Here is an 18,421-nt window from a genome sequence, read left to right on the forward strand (position 1 = left end):
AAAAGGCTCGCCTGAAGGCAAGTGAGCAGGGCGCCTGCGGCGTGCTGTTGACATGCAGCCAAAAGGGCTGCGTGGTGCGAGGCGCTGCCTCGCGCTCCGGAGTATTTGAAGTCGGAAGAAACGGGGCGTGCCGGGCATGCCGCCGACGGTACGCGTGAGTGGAGGGTGGACATTTTGTCTACGTGACGCCCGTTTGCAACAGCCTGAGGGGTTTTGTTGAGGCAATTCCCCACGTCACAGGCTTCCTACCTTTCCAAGACCCCGGTGCCTCGCTAAACAGCAGGCAACGAGGGAGTAACGTGATGTCACGAATAGAGCCGCAGCCCGGTGTCATGGATATTGAGTTGTATGTGGGCGGCAGTGCGACAGTGGACGGCGTCAAAGACGTTGTGAAACTGTCGTCAAACGAAAACCCGATGGGATGCAGTGACGTGGTCACCGACATGCATGCCAAGACCGGGTTGAACCTGCATCGCTATCCCAACACCGACCATGCAGACCTGCGCGCGGCGATTGCCGAGGTGCACGGGCTCGACGCCAATCGCATCATTTGTGGTGTGGGCAGCGACGAGGTCTTGCAGTTTATTACCCAGGCCTATGCCGGTGTGGGCGACGAGATTGTCTATCCCGAACACGGCTTCTCGATGTACCCGATCCTGGCCAAGATGGTGGGCGCAACGCCGGTTGTTGCCAAAGAGCGCGAGCGGGTTGTGGATGTGGATGCCATCTTGGCGGCCTGTACCGAGAAAACCAAGATTGTATTTTTGGCCAACCCAGCGAACCCGACCGGCACGATGATTGGCGGCAATGATCTTGCGCGTTTGGCGGATGGTTTGCCTGACGGCTGTATTCTCGTGCATGATGGTGCCTACACAGAATATGTGCAGGGGTTTGATGGGGGCGCGAGCCTGGTGGAAGCGCGTGAGAACGTGGTGATGACGCGGACCTTCTCCAAGATCTACGGTCTTGGCGGATTGCGTGTGGGCTGGGGCTATGCGCCTCAGGCGATCATTGATGTGCTGAACCGCGTGCGCCAGCCGTTTAATCTAAATGACATCCAGATGAAGTTGGCCATGGCTGCTGTGCGTGATCAGGAATGGGTCGCCAAGTGCCGTGCCGATAACACACGTTTGCGGGCCTGGCTGGCGGAAGCGCTGATGGAACATGGCGTGCCGTCTGACACCTCTTGCACCAATTTCATTCTGGCGCGGTTTGCCGATCAGGCGGAAGCAGAAGCCTGCGACGATTACCTGAAGTCCCAAGGGCTGATTGTGCGGCGTGTGGCGGGCTACGGCCTGCCAAATTGTCTGCGGATCACCGTTGGCGATGAGCCAAGCTGTCGTCGGGTGGCACATGCGATTGGTCAGTTCAAAGGCGGCGCGCGATGAGTGCACCGGTCTACAACCGTGTGGCTTTGATTGGCCTCGGGTTGATTGCCTCCTCGATGTTTTGGGCAATGAAACGCGGTGGGCTTGCGGGCGAAGTGACTGGATATGCCAAGTCTGACGCGTCGCGGGAAACTGCGCGCCGGATCGGATTGTGTGATCGGGTGTGTGACAGTGCAGCTGAAGCTGTGGCGGATGCCGATTTGGTGGTGCTCTGTGTGCCGGTGGGCGCAATGGGAGCAGTGGCCAAAGAGATCGCGCCACATCTGAAAGCGGGCGCGACGGTGACCGATGTGGGCTCCGTGAAGCGTGATGTTATTGATACCGTTGGGCCGCATCTGCCGGATGGCGTGCATTTTGTCCCCGCGCACCCTTTGGCGGGCACCGAGCATTCCGGACCGGAAAGTGGGTTTGCGGAGCTGTTTGACAACCGCTGGTGTCTGTTGGTGCCGGTGGAAGGCAGTGACCCAACGGCGGTGGCACAGCTGCGAGCCCTGTGGGAAGGCATGGGCGCCAATGTCGATGAGATGGATGCGGACCACCATGATTTGGTGCTGGCCGTGACCAGCCACACACCCCACTTGATTGCCTATACTATGGTGGGCGTGGCGGATGACCTGCGTCGTGTGACAGACAGCGAAGTGATCAAATATTCGGCGGCGGGTTTTCGGGATTTCACCCGGATTGCGGCGTCTGACCCAACTATGTGGCGCGATGTGTTTTTGACCAACAAAGACGCGACGCTGGAGATTTTGGGGCGGTTCACCGAAGAGCTGTTTGCGCTTCAACGGGCGATCCGCACTGGAGATGGGGAGCATCTGCATCAGTATTTCACCCGCACGCGGGAAATTCGCCGCGGGATTATTGAGGCGGGACAAGATACGGCCGCGCCAAACTTTGGTCGAGAGGCGCCTAAGGCATGAAACGGTCGGCGGCATATTTGGCGATTGCGGTGACGGTCGGGGCGGGTGCGTTGAGCACTGCACTGGCCAATGCACCGGAGCGCAGTCTGCGGCCGGTTTTGCGCGTGGTCTATCCGGTGGCGTTGCCAAGCTTTGCGCCGGACCACTCATTGCGGCCAGTGTTGCGCCCTGGCAGAAATGACGCAACGGTCACCCGTGTGGCCGCCGTGGCACCTGCCACAGCTGCAGACGCGATTGAGATGGCCGAGCCGGAGCCTGTGCGCGTGACACGGGCTGAGCGAAAGGCACGTAAGGCAGCGGGCATTGGCAAAGTGTGTCGCAATAAACGCCTGATTGGCAAAGAGGTGCCGCCGGTGCCCGCCAAACTGCGCGGCTGTGGCATTAAGAAGGGCGCGATCAAGCTTTATGAAGTGGACGGCGTGAAGCTGTCGACACCTGCGGTGATGACCTGTGACACAGCCAAGGCGCTGGAAAAATGGGTTGGCAAAGGCCTGAAGAAATCCGTGCGCAGCTTTGGTGGTGGTGCTAAAGAAATCAAGGTGGCAGCAGGTTATTCCTGCCGCACACGCAACAACCGGCCCGGTGCGAAGATCAGTGAGCACGGCAAAGGCAAAGCAATTGATATCTCTGCGATTACACTGAAGAACGGTGAGAGCATTTCGGTTCTGAAAGACTGGAACAACGGCAAGAAAGGCCGCATTCTGAAGAAGATGCACAAACAGGCTTGTGGGCCGTTTGGCACGGTTTTGGGCCCCAATGCGGATCGCTATCACAAAGATCACTTCCACTTTGACACTGCGAAACATCGCGGCGGGCCGTACTGCCGCTGAGAGCTAAGTTCAGCGAAGAAAAATGCGAGGGGCCGGGCCGATGGGCAGCGGCCCCAATTTTGTTGCGCCGTTTGAAAATGTGAGCGGAATGTCGAGTTCGTTGGCGTTTCCGGACAGTTGGGCAATGAAACCAAGGGCCTGTTCCACTGTGTCGAGCACGTTGGCTGGCAGGTGACCTGATTGACGGGCGACGTTCAGGATGTCACGCCAGTTGACGGCGCGTATGGTGACCTCGCCAGTTGGATAGCCGGAAGTGTCAATGGAGACTTTGCCAGCGGCGTGTAATTGCAAATCGCCCCAGATGACTTCCGCCAATGTGAGATCAAGTGCCGTTGGTTGAGGGCGTGACTGTTCGATGGCTGAGCGGTCCCAGGGGCGGTCAAAGCTGGCAGTTAGATCGGCCCGGAAACTGGAAAAGCTGCGCGGCAGGTCGATGCCATCGGGCAAGGCATATCCGGCAGGCGGCGTGAGGTCGTCCGCTTTGAAGGCAAGGCGGTAAGTGCTGGTGTCAGCGGCATCGCGATGCATGGCGAGGTTCACCGCGCTGGCGGCCAATTGCCAATTGGCGGTGGACGTCACACCAAGGCTCTCAATGGCGACATTTGCGCGATTAAGTGTGAGGTCCGTGCCTGGGTCAAGCACCAGGGAGGCGCGCATGTCGCCGGTGGTGACAGAGAGTTTTTCGCCTGGAATGGCAATGGATTGGCTGTTCGGCCACACGGAAATCACGTGGTTTGGGCGGTAGGTCAGCGCGTGCAGGTTGAAAAACGGTGCGTCCCAGGCGACTCCGGTTTGTGGATCGGCCAGCGTGAGGTTCTCAAAGGTGCTGTCCAGACGTGAGGGGAAGCCGGAAACAGAGAGATCGTCATACTCGGCAACCCAGCCCTCTGCGCGACGGTCTTCGAACCATTGAGGTACGGCCGTTGTGAGCGCCCCGTAACCGAGAAGCCAGAAGCCGGACCACGCCAAAGCGGCCAAAAGCACAAGCAGGGTTAGCAATCTCATCATGGTGGAGCCTTTCTCACAGAGTCAGTTTGGTGTTTAACGGCGCAAAGCCAGCAGGACCAGAGGCAGACTATGTGGGTATTTGGATACGGATCGCTATTGTGGAATCCGGGATTTGAGGTCTCGGAACAGGCGGTTGCACGTCTGGATGGGTGGCATCGCAGCTTTTGTATGCGCTCGATTCACCACCGGGGCACGGTGGAGGATCCGGGGCTTGTTTTGGCACTGGATGCAGAGGTTGGCGCCCATTGTCAGGGGCTGGCGTTGAAGGTGGCTGACGGGCATGAGGCGCGGACCTTGGACTACCTGCGGGAGCGGGAGCTGGTGAGCTCGGCCTACCTGGAAGAGACATTGCCGTTGACCCTGCGCGATGGGCGCGAAGTGGAGGCGGTGACCTATGTGATTGACCCGGATCACGTGCAGTATTGTCATCTGTCGCTGGACGAGCAGGCAAGGATCATTTCAACGGCTGTTGGAGGGCGCGGGCCTAACACAGAGTACTTGCACAACACCGCCAGCCATCTTTTTGAACTGGGCATTGAGGATGCGGATCTGAAGTGGCTGTCTCAAGAAGTGCGCAGATTGACCACTGCCTGAAAGTGGTGGTGTCAAAGGCGGTGAAATTCCTTGGCAGAGCAGGGACATGGCAGTAGGGTGAGCGCAGAAAAACAAAGCGTCAGGACCCATCTGAATGGATCAGCCGGACCGTACAGTCGAGCCGCATTTCTCTAAACCGACCTTCCAGATTCTTCAGATGCTGGTTGTCCTTGGGCTTGTGGCCGCCGTGGGCTATGTGGCCTTGCCGCAGGTGTTGCCGGTGTTCACCGCCAACCCTGAGCTCAACGGCTTTATCTTTTTGGTGTTTTTGGTTGGTGTGGCTGCGACCTTTGCTCAGGTGCTGTCGCTGTTCCGCTCGGTGCGCTGGATCGAAGGTTTTGCCGGAAGGGTGGAAGGCCATGACGCCGCCAATCCGCCGACCTTGTTGGCCCCTCTTGCCAGCCTTTTGCGTGAGCGCGGGATGCATGGGCAAATTTCCTCGACCTCGACGAGTTCCATTTTGGAGTCGGTTGCGACACGGATTGATGAAGGGCGTGAGATCACGCGATATATCGTCAACCTGTTGATTTTCCTCGGACTTTTGGGTACTTTTTATGGTCTAGCGACCACGGTTCCGGCGGTGGTGGACACCATCAAAAGCCTCGATTTGGGCGGCGGTGAATCCAGTATCGACGTGGTGAGCCGGCTGATGGACGGTTTGGAAAGCCAATTGGGCGGCATGGGGGTGGCGTTTGCATCGTCGCTTCTGGGGCTGGCAGGCTCGCTTGTTGTGGGGCTCTTAGAGCTGTTTGCGAGCCACGGACAGAACCGGTTTTACCGTGAATTGGAAGAGTGGTTGAGCTCGTTCACACGTGTTGGCTTTTCCAGCGGAGACGGAGATGGCGGTGACATCTCGGTGCTGGGGGCTGCGTTTGAACATATGTCTGGCCAGTTGGATCAGCTGCGCGAAACCATGGTACAAACGGCGCAAGTGCGCGGCGAAAGCGGTGGTGACATGGCCGCGTTGCTGGAGGCGATGCACCGCATGACCGACCGTCTTGAAACACAGGATGCGGCGACGCAGGCCTTGCTGCGGATTGCGGAAGGGCAGGAAAAACTGGTTGCCCAACTGTCTGATGGCGGTGGCCTGGATGGCGGCATGGATGCGGAAAGCCGGATGCGTCTACGCTCGATTGATGTTCAAATGTTGCGCATTCTGGAAGAGATTTCGGCCGGCCGTCAGGAAAGCATGACCGAGTTGCGCACCGAGCTGAATGGGATTGCCCGGGTGTTGCGCCGGGTTGGTAGCGCGATGGACGGCGAAACCAAGGGGCCTGTGACCAAGGTGCAATTGAAACGTCCACCGGCGCCCAAGGGCGGCAAGGAGGGCTAAACCATGGCCCTGTCCCGACGCACCGGACAACGCTTTCAAGCCAGTATCTGGCCTGGTTTTGTAGACGCAATGACCGGTCTTTTGCTGGTTTTGATGTTTGTACTGACGATCTTTATGATTGTGCAGTTCGTGCTTTCAGAGACCATCACAGAAAAAGACTCGGAGCTGAACACGCTGCAATCTGAGGTGGCGGCTTTGGCGGATGCCTTGGGGCTGGAGAGGACGCGCACGCGGGAGCTTGAAACAGAGCTTGGCGGATTGGCGGCCACCTTGGGAGATCGCGAAACGCAGTTGCGGGAACAGGATGCGTTGATTTCTGCGCTGACAGCCACACGTGATGCGCAAGCCGCGGCGCTGGATGCGGCCCGGACGCAGATCACCAGCTTTGAAGCGCAAGTGGCCACCTTGCTGGCCCAACGGGATGAAGCGCGGGCTGACATTGCCACGTTGGAGGGCGAGCGTGAGACGTTGATTGATGAGCGCGAAGCGTTGAATTTGGCACTTGCGCAGGCGCGCAGTGAAATTGATGCCGGAGCTGAAGCCGCCCGATTGGCGGCGGCAGAAGCAGATGCCATGCAGGCTTTGATTGACAGTTTGCGCACGGAAGCGGCGGCCAACAAACAGCAGATTGATGCGTTGGCAGCAGAAGCGGATCAGTTGGACAAAGCATTGACCGCTGAGGAACAGCGGCGTGTGTTGGAAGCGGCGGCGGCAGAAGAACTGCGCAAGCGGCTTGAGAACGCTGATGCGGAACTGACGGCGATGACGCTGGCGCTTGAGGCGCAGCGCAAAGAGGCCGAGGACACGCTGACCTTGTTGGCGGCTGCCGAGGCAGCGCGGGATGATCTGGACCTGAAGCTGGCGGCGGCGTTGGTGGCGGGGCAAAGCGTGGATGCCAATTTGGAAGAAACCGTGCTTTTGCTGGCCACCGTAGAAGCAGAGCGCGATGCCCGTGAAGGTGAACTTGCCTCTGTGAAAGCGGAACTGGCGGCGGCACTGTTGGGATTGGAAGAAAACCGGCGCACGGTGAGTGAGTTGCAGAGCCAATTGGTCGCTGAGGTGGCCGCGCGCGCAACAGCAGAAGCGCAGGTGGGCGAGCGGCGGTCCGATTTGCAAGAGCTTGAGGCGCAGTTGGCAGAGGCTTTGGCGGCGAAACTTGCGGCGGAAACAGAGGGTGCGGAAGCGGCGGCGAAGGTAGATGGCCTTGCTTTGCAGGTGGCGGACCTGGAAGAACAACTGGCTGCGGCGGTTGCGGCGCAGGTTGAAGCCGCGGAAGGCGGGTCTTCGTTGCGCGAGCGTTTGGCAACCGCGCTGGCGGCTAAGCTGGCGGCGGAGCAGAAGCTGCGTGATACGTTGAACGTGGAAGAAGAGCTTGCCAAGGCTTTGGCGGCGCAGAAGGCGGCGGAGAATGCGCAGGCCGACGCGTTGACCGAAGCGGAGCGGCGGGATGCCTTGTTGGCAGAGGCCAACAAAGCGTTGTCGGAAGAAGAGGCGAAATCGGCAGAGAGCCTGCGCCAGATTGCGGCGCTTAACCAACAGATTGGCGCGTTGCGCACACAGTTGGGGCAATTGCAGACCATTTTGGATGAATATGCGGAGCGGGATGCGGCGGCAAATGTGCAGCTGGAGGCGCTGGGGTCAGACCTCAACGCTGCGTTGGCACGCGCCGCAGCGGAAGAGCGCAAACGCCGTTTGCTTGAAGAGGCCGAACGCATCCGGTTGGAGCAGGAAAAGATTGCGCTGCAAAATCAAACCAAGGATTTGGAACAGTATCGCTCTGAGTTCTTTGGACAGTTGCGGAGCCTGCTTGGGGCGCAGGAAGGTGTGCGCATTGTGGGCGACCGCTTTGTGTTCTCCTCAGAGGTATTGTTCCCGCCCGGTGGCGCGGACCTGTCCTTTGAAGGGCAGGCCGAGGTCGCCAAGGTGGCCGGTATCCTTCAGAGCGTGATTGATGACATCCCGAGCAACATTAATTGGATTTTGCGCGTCGATGGCCACACCGATGACGTGCCGATTTACGGCGGCGCATTTGCGGATAACTGGGAACTGAGCCAGGCGCGGGCACTGTCTGTTGTGCGGTACATGATTGACGTGCTGGGCTTGCCGCCGCAGCGGTTGTCGGCCAATGGGTTTGGGCAGTTTCAGCCGGTTGATCCGGCCGATACGGCCGAGGCGCGGGCGCGCAACCGCCGGATTGAGCTGAAGTTTACCGAAAAATAAGCGCTCTATTCGACCTTCAGGGTGATGACCTCTTGGTCGAGTCGAGCGCCATCGCGGGTGATGGTGACCTCGCCACGATAAGTGCCCTTGGGCCACCCGCCCATCGGAGTGCGCTTGCCACCGGCGCGGAAATACTGCGCCTGGGTCTTCTCCAGGGTGACCGTGTGGTCAAACACTGATCCTTGCGGTCCAGTGATGGTGAGTGTCATTTGGTCGTCAGGCCGGCTGCCAAAGGCGTAGCCAAACAGGACCAAGGCTTTGGCTTGGGACGGCACGCGGACGCGCCCGGCCATGCCGGATTTTACCGAAGCAAATTTGGGCACACCGACGTCAAAACCAACTCGGATCAGTCCGCCGCCAATGTAGTCTATGCCATCGTCCCAGAGCGTGTCTTGGGCTCCACCGCAGATCCCGAATTGGTCGGGAGCAAAGGGATCCACGACGCGATTGCCTTCGCGGATGGAAATGTGAAGATGCGGAAACTGCGTGCGTCCCGAGAGGCCGATTTGCCCCAGCACCTGACCGCGGGCGATTTTATCCCCTTGAGACACCGACACGGAGCCTTGTTTCATGTGGCAATATTGACTGACCCAACCGTCGCCGTGGTCGATAGACACGCCATTACCGCAGTCTTTGCCGTTGAGTTTTGGAATGTCTTTGGTGGCGATCACCTTGTCGATCATGCCGTCCCGCGTGCCAAGCACCACGCCATCTGCCGACGCCAGCACGTTAACACCGGCGTCCATGGCATCGGTGGTGGGCAGGGCAAAATCGGTGCCTTTGTGACCGTCATACGAGAGCGGACCGCATGTGTGGTCGCGGTGACCAACCGTTTCGTCGTGGTCGACGTAGTTTTGAATGAAACAGGTCTCACCCAACTCGCAGTCGACGGGAAGCGAAAACGTCGGCGCGCCCGCAGCCGGGAAAGCTGCGAGCGCGCCAATCAGTGCCAAGCTGTGTGTCCGCATCACTCCGCCGTCAGCAGCGGCGGCTTGTCACCGGTGATGCGCGGGCTGTCAGGTCCGGCCAGATCGAGCAGCAACTCGCCGTTCTTGACCTTCACTTTGACCACGCCGCCTTTGGACAGTTTGCCAAACAGCAGCTCTTCGGCCAGTGGCTTTTTGATGTGCTCCTGGATGACACGGCCAAGTGGACGTGCCCCCATGCGATCATCATAGCCTTTGTCTGCAAGCCATTGTGCGGCTTTGGGGGTCAGCTCAATGGTCACGTTGCGGTCCATAAGCTGTGCTTCAAGCTGCAACACAAACTTCTCGACCACCTGCAAGATGACCTCTTTGGGCAGTGGAGCAAAGGAGATCACAGCGTCCAAACGGTTGCGGAATTCCGGTGTGAAGGTGCGCTCAATCGCGGCGGTGTCTTCGCCTTCGCGGCGGTCACGGCCAAAGCCAATGGCGGCTTTTGCCTGCTCCGATGCGCCCGCGTTGGAGGTCATGATCACAACCACGTTGCGGAAGCTGACGGTGCGGCCGTTGTGATCGGTCAACTCGCCGTTGTCCATCACCTGCAAGAGGATGTTGTAGACGTCGGGATGGGCCTTCTCCATCTCGTCGAGCAACAGCACGCAGTGTGGGTGTTGATCCACGCCATCTGTGAGCAGACCGCCTTGATCAAAGCCAACATAGCCGGGAGGCGCGCCGATCAAACGGGAGACCGCGTGTTTCTCCATGTACTCGGACATGTCAAAGCGCAGCAGTTCCACACCCAGCGTGTCAGCCAGCTGTTTGGCCACTTCGGTTTTGCCTACACCGGTTGGACCGGCGAAAAGGTAGTTGCCGATGGGTTTTTCAGGCTCACGCAGACCGGCGCGGGCCAGTTTGATGGCAGAGCTGAGCGACTCGATGGCGTTGTCCTGACCAAACACCACGCGCTTGAGGGACTTTTCCAGATCCTTGAGCACTTCGGCGTCGTCTTTAGAGACACTTTTGGGTGGGATGCGCGCGATCTTGGCCACGACGGCCTCGATTTCTTTCACGCCAATGGTTTTGCGGCGCTTGGAGGCGGCCACCAGATGCTGCGCGGCGCCAGCCTCGTCGATCACGTCGATGGCTTTGTCTGGCAGCTTGCGGTCATTGATGTAGCGCGCGGAGAGTTCGACGGCGGTTTTGATTGCATCAGCGGTGTATTTCACGCTGTGATGCTCTTCAAAGTACTCTTTGAGACCGCGGAGAATTTTGATGCTGTCCGGCACATTGGGTTCGTTCACGTCGATCTTTTGGAAGCGACGGGCCAATGCGCGGTCTTTCTCAAAGTGCTGACGGAACTCTTTGTAGGTGGTGGAGCCCATGGTGCGCAGCTTGCCACCCTGTAGTGCAGGTTTGAGCAGGTTGGAGGCATCCATCGCGCCGCCGGATGTGGCACCAGCGCCAATCACGGTGTGGATTTCGTCGATAAACAGCACCGCGTCCGGGTGGTCTTCGAGTTCAGTCACGACAGCTTTCAGGCGTTCCTCAAAATCACCGCGATAGCGGGTGCCTGCCAGCAGTGCGCCCATGTCGAGCGAGTAGATTGTGGTTTCAGACAGAACCTCGGGAATGTCACCCTGCACAATTTTGCGCGCGAGACCTTCGGCAATGGCTGTTTTACCCACACCGGGGTCCCCCACCAAAAGCGGGTTGTTTTTGCGGCGGCGGCACAGAACCTGAATACAGCGCTCGACCTCGTGATCGCGGCCAATCAGTGGGTCGACGTCGCCTTTGTTGGCTTTCACGTTCAGATCAACGCAGTATTTTGCCAGCGCACTTTCCTTGGCTTCGCCGCCGTCCGCGGTGCCTTCGATGCGCTGGTCTTGTTCATCGTCCGCGCCGCTTACGGGGCGGGCTTCGCCGAAGGCGGGGTCTTTGGCCACGCCATGGGCAATGAAATTCACCGCATCATAGCGGGTCATGTCCTGTTCTTGCAGGAAGTAAGCGGCGTTGGACTCGCGTTCGGCAAAAATCGCAACCAGCACGTTGGCGCCAGTTACTTCTGTTCGGCCTGAGCTTTGAACATGGATCGCCGCGCGCTGGATCACGCGTTGGAACGCGGCCGTTGGCACGGCCTCGGAGCCTTCGATGTCGGTGACCAGATTGGACAGGTCATCGTCAATGAAGTCTTCAAGATCCTTGCGCAATTCGTCGATGTTCACGCCACAAGCCTGCAACACGCGCAGGGCATCGGGCTCATCCAGCAGCGACAGGAGCAAATGCTCCAGCGTGGCAAATTCATGTTTGCGCTGGTTGGCCTGCGCGAGCGCGGCGTGGATAGCTTGTTCTAGTGAGTTCGAAAATGACGGCACGGTGTGACTGCTCCCTCCGGGTTTCGATGAAGGCGGGTGGCCCTGCCTTCACATTAGGGTCTTATGGTTAAAGTTTGGTCGATTGACGGCGGTCTTCAAGGACTTTCTGCAAAATTTGATACAGATTTCTCTCTATTCAGCCTCTGGTTGGGTCACTCTCTCGTGAGCCGCCGTCCCGTTGGGCACGTGTGTTAAGGGTTTACGCCAGTTTTCTGACAGCGGATCAAAAGGTGTCTTTTCTTTTGCGGACTTCGGTGAAGACGTCCACGGGCGCGGCCCCCTCCATGCCGAGGGCCTTTTGCAGGGCGGGATCAGCGCTGCGCAGGAAAGGGTTGGTTTGTTTTTCCAAACCCAGATGGGACGGCACGGTTGCGATGCCTTTGGCGCGCATATCGGTTATGTCGGCAATGCGTTGGGCCACGGAGGCGTTGTCTTCGCCAAGGGACGTGGCAAAGGCGCAGTTGGCGGCGGTGTATTCGTGACCGGAACACACGGTGGTGGCGTTTGGCAAGTCGGCAAGTTTTGCGAGGCTATCAAACATCTGCGCTGGGGTGCCTTCGAACAGGCGGCCACAGCCCATAGCCATCAGGCTGTCACCGGTGAACACGGCGGCGGTGTCAGGGAAGTGGAAGGCGATGTGCCCAACCGTGTGACCGGACACGTCTAGGACCGAGACGGACTCGCCAGCAAACTCGAAGGTCTCGCCTTCGGTTACGGCCTGATCGAGAGTCGGCAGGCGATGGGCGTCCGCCTTAGCGCCGATGACTTTGGCTGGGTGGGCGGCGAGGATGTCGGGCAGGCCATCAATGTGGTCCCAGTGATGGTGCGTGAGCAACACGTGGGTGAGCGTCCAATTTCGGCGTTGGAGTTCCGCCAAAATCGGGGCAGGCTCCGGTGCATCCACCAGCGCGGTGGCGCCCGAGGCGTCGTCGTGGATCAGAAACGCGTAGTTGTCGGACAGGCAGGGAATGGTGACAATCTGATGGGGCATGGAAATCCGCCTCTGCATTGTTATGTTAGATCTAGATTTGCCGATCGGGGAGCCGGGCGCAATGCATCTTGACGTACAGGATCTTCGAAATTTTTATTATCGCAGCACCTTGGGGCGAGCGGCCCAAAAGGCAGTGCGGGATGAGGTGTTGGAGCTTTGGCCTGAAGCCGAAGTCAAGGGCCAGACCGTGGCGGGGTTTGGCTTTGCCGTGCCTTTGCTGCGGCCCTATTTGTCGGAGGCGCGACGGGTGATTGGCCTGATGCCGGGGCCACAGGGAGTGATGCCCTGGCCGGCGGGGATGGCCAATGTGTCGGTGCTTTGTGAGGAAACGCTTTGGCCGTTAGATACGGGGCGTGTGGACCGGCTGGTGCTGATGCATGGGTTGGAAACCAGTGAGCGGCCCAGTGACGTGTTGGCGGAAGCGCATCGCGTGTTGGGGCCGGGTGGTCGGGCGTTGTTTGTGGTGCCGCACCGCACCGGCATGTGGTCAAGCAGTGACAAAACCCCGTTTGGGTTCGGCCGGCCGTATTCAGCAGGGCAGTTGGAGACACAGCTGCGGGAGCATGGGTTTATGCCAGAGCGTCATCGCGCAACGCTGTATCAACCGCCGAGCCACAAGCGGTTTTGGCGCAAGACTGGCGCGCTTTGGGAAAGCATTGGCAAAACCGTCTCGCCTGTCATGGCAGGCGGGGTGCTGATTGTCGAAGCCAGTAAGCGGGTGCACGCGCCAACCGGACCAGGGGTTTCGGCGCGTGTTAGGAAACCATTAAGTGTGTTAAACCCCAAGCCGGAGGTGGCTCCGGCTTAAGGGGGAACGCCTTAGGCTGCTCGGAGGATCTCCAAGCGGGGATCTTCTTCGGCAATACCAACGCCAGTGGCAAAGTCTTCTTCCATGATTTTCAGGATCGAGACATCACCAACAAAGATCTCGGAGTAGGCCACTTCAAAGCCGTTGCTGTAGGTGTGGTTCACCACGTCCACTTCGCCTTCCAAATCCGCAGGGATGTTGATGGTCAGGTGGTTGCCGGAGAGCTGTTTCAGAACCGCAGGGCCTTGCTCCATTGCGTCTTCATGCAGGTTCAGCACCAGTGTGTCGTTGCCTTCGCCACCTTCGACATAATGGCCCATGCCAAAGGTGATAGTGTCGTCGCCATCGCCGCCTATTAGTGCGGTGTCAGTGTTTTGTACCAGATCGGCGGTCAGTACATCTTCGCCTTCGCCACCAAACAGCTGCGTTACGCCGTCACTGGCTTCGGTGACTTCGATACTGTCGTTGCCTTCTCCGCCGTAGACAAGATGGGATCCACCGGTGATCTCAACGCCGTCATCGCCGTCTTTCAAAACCGTCGCGGAGTTTTCGCTGAGGGTCAGGTTGTCGGCGTTAGCCGTGCCTTCCGTTGGTGTAAATGCCATTGGGCGATGTGCCGATGCCTCTGCGGTGTCCTCTTCGTTGAGATGGCTGTCCGGATCAAATATGCTGGTCAGTTGCACGTCATCGGTGTCGAACTCCGTCAAGCCTTCAAGGCGTACTGTCCGGGTTTCCACATTGTCTTCGTTTAGCGGGTTGGTCCAGCTGAAGTGGACATCCACGTAGCCGCCATCGGGATCTTCGGTGGTGGAAACCTCAGGCAGGGGTAACTCGTCAACGTCGTCAAAGCTGGGTTTTGCACCAATGTCGAGCAGCAGCATGTCTTCGTCGGGATCAAAGTCCGTGATGGTGGCGATGATCTGATTGTCTTCTTCGTCCCCGTCGCGGATCGCGGTGGCACCGTCGATGTCAAAGGCGTAGACGTCTGCGCCTTCGCCACCGGTTAAGACGTGAGACACGGTTTCTTCCGGTAGGCCGGAGAGAGCTTTCATAATGAAGGTGTCATCGCCGTCGCCGCCGTCTGCGGTTGCCGCGCCATCGTCACTTGAGTTGTTGTGCTTCAGGAAGAAGGTGTCATCACCCTCCCCGCCAAAACCGGCGGCCGCGTCGGAGATGTACATGTAGTCTTCGCCTGCGCCGCCTTGGCCTTCGGCCGTGCCGCCCAGGGTAAAGACATCGTTGCCTTCGCCGCCAAGGATCATGCCGTCGCCAAAGGATTTCAGGCTGTCGTTGCCAGCGCCGGCGTCGATGTTTTCTGCGCCGCGTGCATAAAGCGTGTCGGCCTCCTCGGTACCATGGAGAGTGGGCCCGTCTAGCGCGACATTCTCACTGGTCACGTCCGGGTCTTCCAGCGTCTCTGTGTCGCCGGTCTCCGGTGTGCCAAGCATCTCAACCAGGTTGGCGGCTTGTTGCGCCTCGGATTGCGTTTCATCTGTTTCGGAATCGGTGTTGTCGCGCACCGGATCCTCGGCGGTCTCTTCTTCACCTACGTCGACAAAGGCAGTGGCTGCGCCGAGGCCCAGCAATGACAGTAGAATTAATGGTCCCATAATGTCCCCACACTTAGAATCAGGTACTAAACCCCCACATGTCATAAGGGCCGATTTGCATTGAGATTGTGTTGACGAAGTCGGTTCACGGTGCTGAGTGGGCGTGTTTTCAGCCCTTGAAGTAGAAAAAATTGTCTCTACGTCAGGTTTTTGTCAGGTTCGTTTGGCAGGCGGGATTCGACAAAAACGGATGTTTGGGAAACACTTTTTGCCCTAGAGTTAACAGGCAAAGGGTCGCACTTAGACCAAAGCCTTATAAAATAGGCCTTTCCCGCCATGGGCGATTACACCAAACAATGTTGCTAGCTGCGCAAGCCTCTGCTACACCCGCGACGGATTTTAACGCCTCGTTAGTCCCGAGGTAATGAAACGTCCTTACGCGATGCATACAATTGTATGCAGAGTGTGAGGCAAGCAAGCGGAAGGGTGGACGTGTCCGAACCAGCTTCGATCTCCTCCGGCATTGCGGAACGCTATGCCACTGCGGTCTTTGAGATCGCACAAGAGAACAAGGCGCTGACCAAATTGGAAAGCGGTCTTGTAGACCTCAACGCAGCTTTGGGCGAAAGCGCCGAGCTGCGTGATCTGATTCATTCGCCGCTGATCAGCCGCGATGAGCAGGAAGCTGCAATCAGTGCAGTCGCCACCAAGCTTGATTTGCAGCCAGTGCTGAGCAAGTCGTTGGCACTGATGGCGCAGAAGCGCCGTCTGTTTGTGCTGCCGCAGCTGATTGAGCACCTGCAGGCAATGATTGCCGAGAACAAAGGCGAAGTGACCGCAGATGTCACCACCGCCAAAGCTTTGACCAAAACCCAAAGCGACAAGCTGGCCAAAACGCTGGCAGCTCGTGTGGGCAAAGACGTCAAAATCAACGCGACCGTCGACGAGAGCCTCGTCGGTGGTCTTGTAGTTAAAGTGGGCTCGAAGATGATCGACACGTCGATCCGCTCCAAGCTTGCTTCCCTCCAGAATGCAATGAAAGAGGTCGGATAATGGGTATCCAAGCAGCCGAAATCTCTGCGATCCTTAAGGAGCAGATTAAAAACTTTGGCCAGGAGGCCGAAGTGGCCGAAGTCGGCCGTGTGCTTTCCGTCGGTGACGGTATTGCGCGCGTCTACGGTCTGGACAATGTTCAAGCCGGTGAGATGGTTGAATTCCCTGGTGGTATTCAAGGCATGGCGCTGAACCTTGAGAATGACAACGTTGGTGTTGTTATCTTTGGTTCTGACCGTGACATCAAAGAAGGTGACACAGTTAAGCGCACCAACTCCATCGTGGACGTGCCAACCGGTGACGGCCTGCTGGGCCGCGTTGTTGACGGTCTGGGCAACCCGCTGGACGGCAAGGGCCCGATCAAATCGGACACCCGTGGCGTTGCGGACGTAAAAGCGCCGGGCATTATCCCACGTAAATCCGTTCACGAGCCAATGGCCACCGGCCTGAAGTCCGTTGACGCGATGATCCCAATTGGTCGTGGCCAGCGTGAGCTGATCATTGGTGACCGTCAGACCGGTAAAACTGCCGTTGCTCTGGATGCGATCCTGAACCAGAAATCCTACAACGACGCCGCCGGCGACGATGAGAGCAAGAAGCTGTACTGCGTATACGTTGCGGTTGGCCAGAAGCGCTCCACTGTTGCTCAGCTGGTGAAAAAGCTGGAAGAAACCGGTGCGATTGAATACTCGATCGTTGTGGCCGCAACCGCGTCCGACCCGGCTCCAATGCAGTTCCTGGCGCCATACGCCGCGACCGCGATGGCAGAGCACTTCCGCGACAACGGCCGTCACGCGCTGATCATCTATGATGATCTCTCCAAGCAAGCTGTGGCTTACCGTCAGATGTCCCTGCTGCTGCGTCGTCCACCCGGACGTGAAGCGTACCCAGGTGACGTTTTCTACCTTCACTCCCGTCTGCTCGAGCGTTCCGCGAAGCTGAACGAAGACAACGGTTCCGGCTCGCTGACCGCGCTGCCGATCATTGAAACCCAAGGTGGCGACGTTTCCGCGTTTATTCCAACCAACGTGATTTCGATCACCGACGGTCAGATCTTCCTGGAAACCGAACTGTTCTACCAAGGTATCCGTCCAGCGGTGAACACCGGTCTGTCGGTTTCCCGTGTGGGTTCCTCGGCGCAAACCAAAGCGATGTCTTCGGTTGCCGGTCCGGTTAAGCTGTCTCTGGCTCAGTACCGCGAAATGGCTGCGTTTGCGCAGTTTGGTTCCGACCTTGATGCCGCAACCCAGCAGCTGCTGAACCGTGGTGCGCGTCTGACCGAGCTGATGAAACAGCCTCAGTACTCGCCGCTGACCAACGCCGAAATCGTCTGCGTGATCTTCGCCGGTGTGAACGGATACCTCGACAAGATCGACGTGTCCGAAGTTGGCCGCTACGAAGAAGCAATGCTGACACACCTGCGCACCAAAAACGCTGACCTGCTTGAGTGGATCACCAACGAAGATCCGAAAATCAAGGGCGACGCCGCAGACAAAGTGAAAGCCGCGCTGGACGCATTCGCCGCTGACTTCGCATAAGGGGTTCGGACCATGCCTAGTCTGAAGGACCTAAAAAATCGGATCGAGAGTGTGAAAAACACTCGGAAGATCACCAAAGCCATGCAGATGGTTGCCGCGGCGAAACTTCGCCGCGCGCAGGAAGCTGCTGAGCAGTCACGGCCTTACACAGAACGGTTTAACGCCGTTCTGGGTGGGCTCGCGGCCTCGGTTGGCGGCTCCGACACTGCTCCGAAGTTGCTTGCGGGCACCGGAAGCGATCAGACCCACCTGTTGGTGGTGATGACCGCGGAACGTGGCCTGTGCGGCGGCTTCAACTCAAACATTGCTAAGTTGGCGCGTGCGAAAGCTGCGGAACTGAAAGCCGAAGGCAAAACCGTTAAGGTTCTGACCGTTGGCAAAAAGGGCCGCGACGCAATCAAACGTGAATTGGGTGATGACTTTGTAGGCCACGTTGACCTGACTGAGGTTAAGCGCGTGGGTTACGACGACGCTCAGGGCATTGCCCGTGACATTCTTGTGCGCTTTGATGCGGGCGAGTTTGATGTTGCAACGATCTTCTACGCGAAGTTCGTGAACGTTGTGAGCCAGATCCCAACCGCACAGCAGATCATCCCAGCCGCGTTTGAAGCGGAAGAAGATGGTGCAAGCACTCTGTATGACTACGAGCCCAGCGAAGAGGCCATTCTGGCTGACCTGCTGCCGCGTGGTGTCGCAACACAGATCTTTGCCGCTCTGCTAGAAAACGGTGCCTCGGAGCAGGGTGCGCGGATGTCCGCAATGGACAACGCCACACGCAACGCAGGCGACATGATCGACAAGCTGACCATCGAGTTTAACCGCTCGCGTCAGGCTGTGATCACCAACGAGCTTATTGAAATCATCTCGGGCGCGGAAGCGCTCTAAGAACCGGA

The 18,421-nt window shown here is 58.4% G+C and carries 15 protein-coding genes; 10 read left to right on the forward strand and 5 right to left on the reverse strand.

Annotated elements, in window-relative coordinates:
* Window positions 1–302 precede the first annotated feature (302 nt).
* From hisC to JXR15_RS17280, 3 genes are read left to right on the forward strand one after another with little or no spacing between them, the layout of a single operon-like run.
* Window positions 303–1,388, forward strand: a complete 1,086-nt coding sequence (gene hisC, locus JXR15_RS17270; protein WP_422054441.1) for a histidinol-phosphate transaminase — start codon at window positions 303–305, stop codon at window positions 1,386–1,388.
* A complete protein-coding gene (locus JXR15_RS17275; protein ID WP_422054442.1) occupies window positions 1,385–2,308 on the forward strand; it encodes a prephenate/arogenate dehydrogenase family protein in 924 nt (307 codons plus the stop codon). The genes hisC and JXR15_RS17275 overlap by 4 nt, the downstream gene beginning before the upstream one ends.
* Window positions 2,305–3,138, forward strand: a complete 834-nt coding sequence (locus JXR15_RS17280; RefSeq protein WP_422054443.1) for an extensin family protein — start codon at window positions 2,305–2,307, stop codon at window positions 3,136–3,138. The genes JXR15_RS17275 and JXR15_RS17280 overlap by 4 nt, the downstream gene beginning before the upstream one ends.
* A gap of 9 nt (window positions 3,139–3,147) precedes the next feature.
* Here the strand turns inward: JXR15_RS17280 and JXR15_RS17285 are convergent, their stop codons facing one another.
* The gene (locus JXR15_RS17285) at window positions 3,148–4,146 is read right to left on the reverse strand and encodes a DUF2125 domain-containing protein (RefSeq protein WP_422054444.1); all 999 of its coding nucleotides are present in this window, start codon (window positions 4,144–4,146) and stop codon (window positions 3,148–3,150) included.
* Between the two features lie 69 nt (window positions 4,147–4,215).
* Between JXR15_RS17285 and JXR15_RS17290 the strand changes: the two genes are divergently transcribed.
* The 3 genes from JXR15_RS17290 to JXR15_RS17300 all read left to right on the forward strand — a co-directional run bounded on the left by JXR15_RS17290 (window position 4,216) and on the right by JXR15_RS17300 (window position 8,293).
* Window positions 4,216–4,740 (forward strand): gamma-glutamylcyclotransferase, encoded by a 525-nt coding sequence (locus tag JXR15_RS17290; protein ID WP_422054445.1) that lies wholly within the window; start codon window positions 4,216–4,218, stop codon window positions 4,738–4,740.
* A 94-nt stretch (window positions 4,741–4,834) separates the two neighbouring features.
* On the forward strand, window positions 4,835–6,073 hold the full coding sequence (locus JXR15_RS17295) for a biopolymer transporter ExbB (protein WP_422054446.1): 1,239 nt from the start codon (window positions 4,835–4,837) through the stop codon (window positions 6,071–6,073).
* A 3-nt stretch (window positions 6,074–6,076) separates the two neighbouring features.
* Window positions 6,077–8,293 carry a peptidoglycan -binding protein gene (locus JXR15_RS17300; RefSeq protein WP_422054447.1) on the forward strand — a complete coding sequence of 739 codons (2,217 nt, stop codon included), beginning with the start codon at window positions 6,077–6,079 and terminating at the stop codon, window positions 8,291–8,293.
* A gap of 5 nt (window positions 8,294–8,298) precedes the next feature.
* Here JXR15_RS17300 and JXR15_RS17305 read toward each other — a convergent pair whose 3' ends face one another.
* The 3 genes from JXR15_RS17305 to gloB all read right to left on the reverse strand — a co-directional run bounded on the left by JXR15_RS17305 (window position 8,299) and on the right by gloB (window position 12,579).
* Window positions 8,299–9,261, reverse strand: coding sequence for a M23 family metallopeptidase (locus JXR15_RS17305; RefSeq protein WP_422054448.1), 963 nt, complete (start codon window positions 9,259–9,261; stop codon window positions 8,299–8,301).
* Window positions 9,261–11,588 carry an ATP-dependent Clp protease ATP-binding subunit ClpA gene (gene clpA / locus JXR15_RS17310; protein ID WP_422054449.1) on the reverse strand — a complete coding sequence of 776 codons (2,328 nt, stop codon included), beginning with the start codon at window positions 11,586–11,588 and terminating at the stop codon, window positions 9,261–9,263. Before clpA ends, JXR15_RS17305 begins: the two co-directional genes overlap by 1 nt.
* A 223-nt stretch (window positions 11,589–11,811) precedes the next feature.
* Entirely contained in the window at window positions 11,812–12,579 is a 768-nt protein-coding gene (gene gloB, locus JXR15_RS17315; protein WP_422054450.1) for a hydroxyacylglutathione hydrolase, read from the reverse strand.
* Window positions 12,580–12,640: 61 nt separating this feature from the next.
* Here gloB and JXR15_RS17320 point away from each other — a divergent pair, with 61 nt between their 5' ends.
* Window positions 12,641–13,387, forward strand: a complete 747-nt coding sequence (locus JXR15_RS17320) for a class I SAM-dependent methyltransferase (protein WP_422054451.1) — start codon at window positions 12,641–12,643, stop codon at window positions 13,385–13,387.
* A gap of 11 nt (window positions 13,388–13,398) precedes the next feature.
* On the opposite strand, the gene JXR15_RS17325 is transcribed toward JXR15_RS17320, so the two are convergent.
* The gene (locus tag JXR15_RS17325; RefSeq protein ID WP_422054452.1) at window positions 13,399–14,997 is read right to left on the reverse strand and encodes a hypothetical protein; all 1,599 of its coding nucleotides are present in this window, start codon (window positions 14,995–14,997) and stop codon (window positions 13,399–13,401) included.
* A 432-nt stretch (window positions 14,998–15,429) separates the two neighbouring features.
* On the opposite strand from JXR15_RS17325, the gene JXR15_RS17330 reads away from it, so the two are divergent.
* The 3 genes from JXR15_RS17330 to JXR15_RS17340 are packed head-to-tail and all read left to right on the forward strand — an operon-like array spanning window position 15,430 to window position 18,413.
* On the forward strand, window positions 15,430–15,990 hold the full coding sequence (locus JXR15_RS17330; RefSeq protein WP_422054453.1) for a F0F1 ATP synthase subunit delta: 561 nt from the start codon (window positions 15,430–15,432) through the stop codon (window positions 15,988–15,990).
* On the forward strand, window positions 15,990–17,528 hold the full coding sequence (gene atpA, locus JXR15_RS17335) for a F0F1 ATP synthase subunit alpha (RefSeq protein ID WP_422054454.1): 1,539 nt from the start codon (window positions 15,990–15,992) through the stop codon (window positions 17,526–17,528). The genes JXR15_RS17330 and atpA overlap by 1 nt, the downstream gene beginning before the upstream one ends.
* Window positions 17,529–17,540: 12 nt before the next feature.
* Window positions 17,541–18,413 (forward strand): F0F1 ATP synthase subunit gamma, encoded by an 873-nt coding sequence (locus JXR15_RS17340; RefSeq protein ID WP_422054455.1) that lies wholly within the window; start codon window positions 17,541–17,543, stop codon window positions 18,411–18,413.
* Window positions 18,414–18,421: the final 8 nt, after the last annotated feature.

It is taken from the genome of Shimia sp. (genome assembly GCF_049116215.1).
Classification (GTDB): domain Bacteria; phylum Pseudomonadota; class Alphaproteobacteria; order Rhodobacterales; family Rhodobacteraceae; genus Shimia.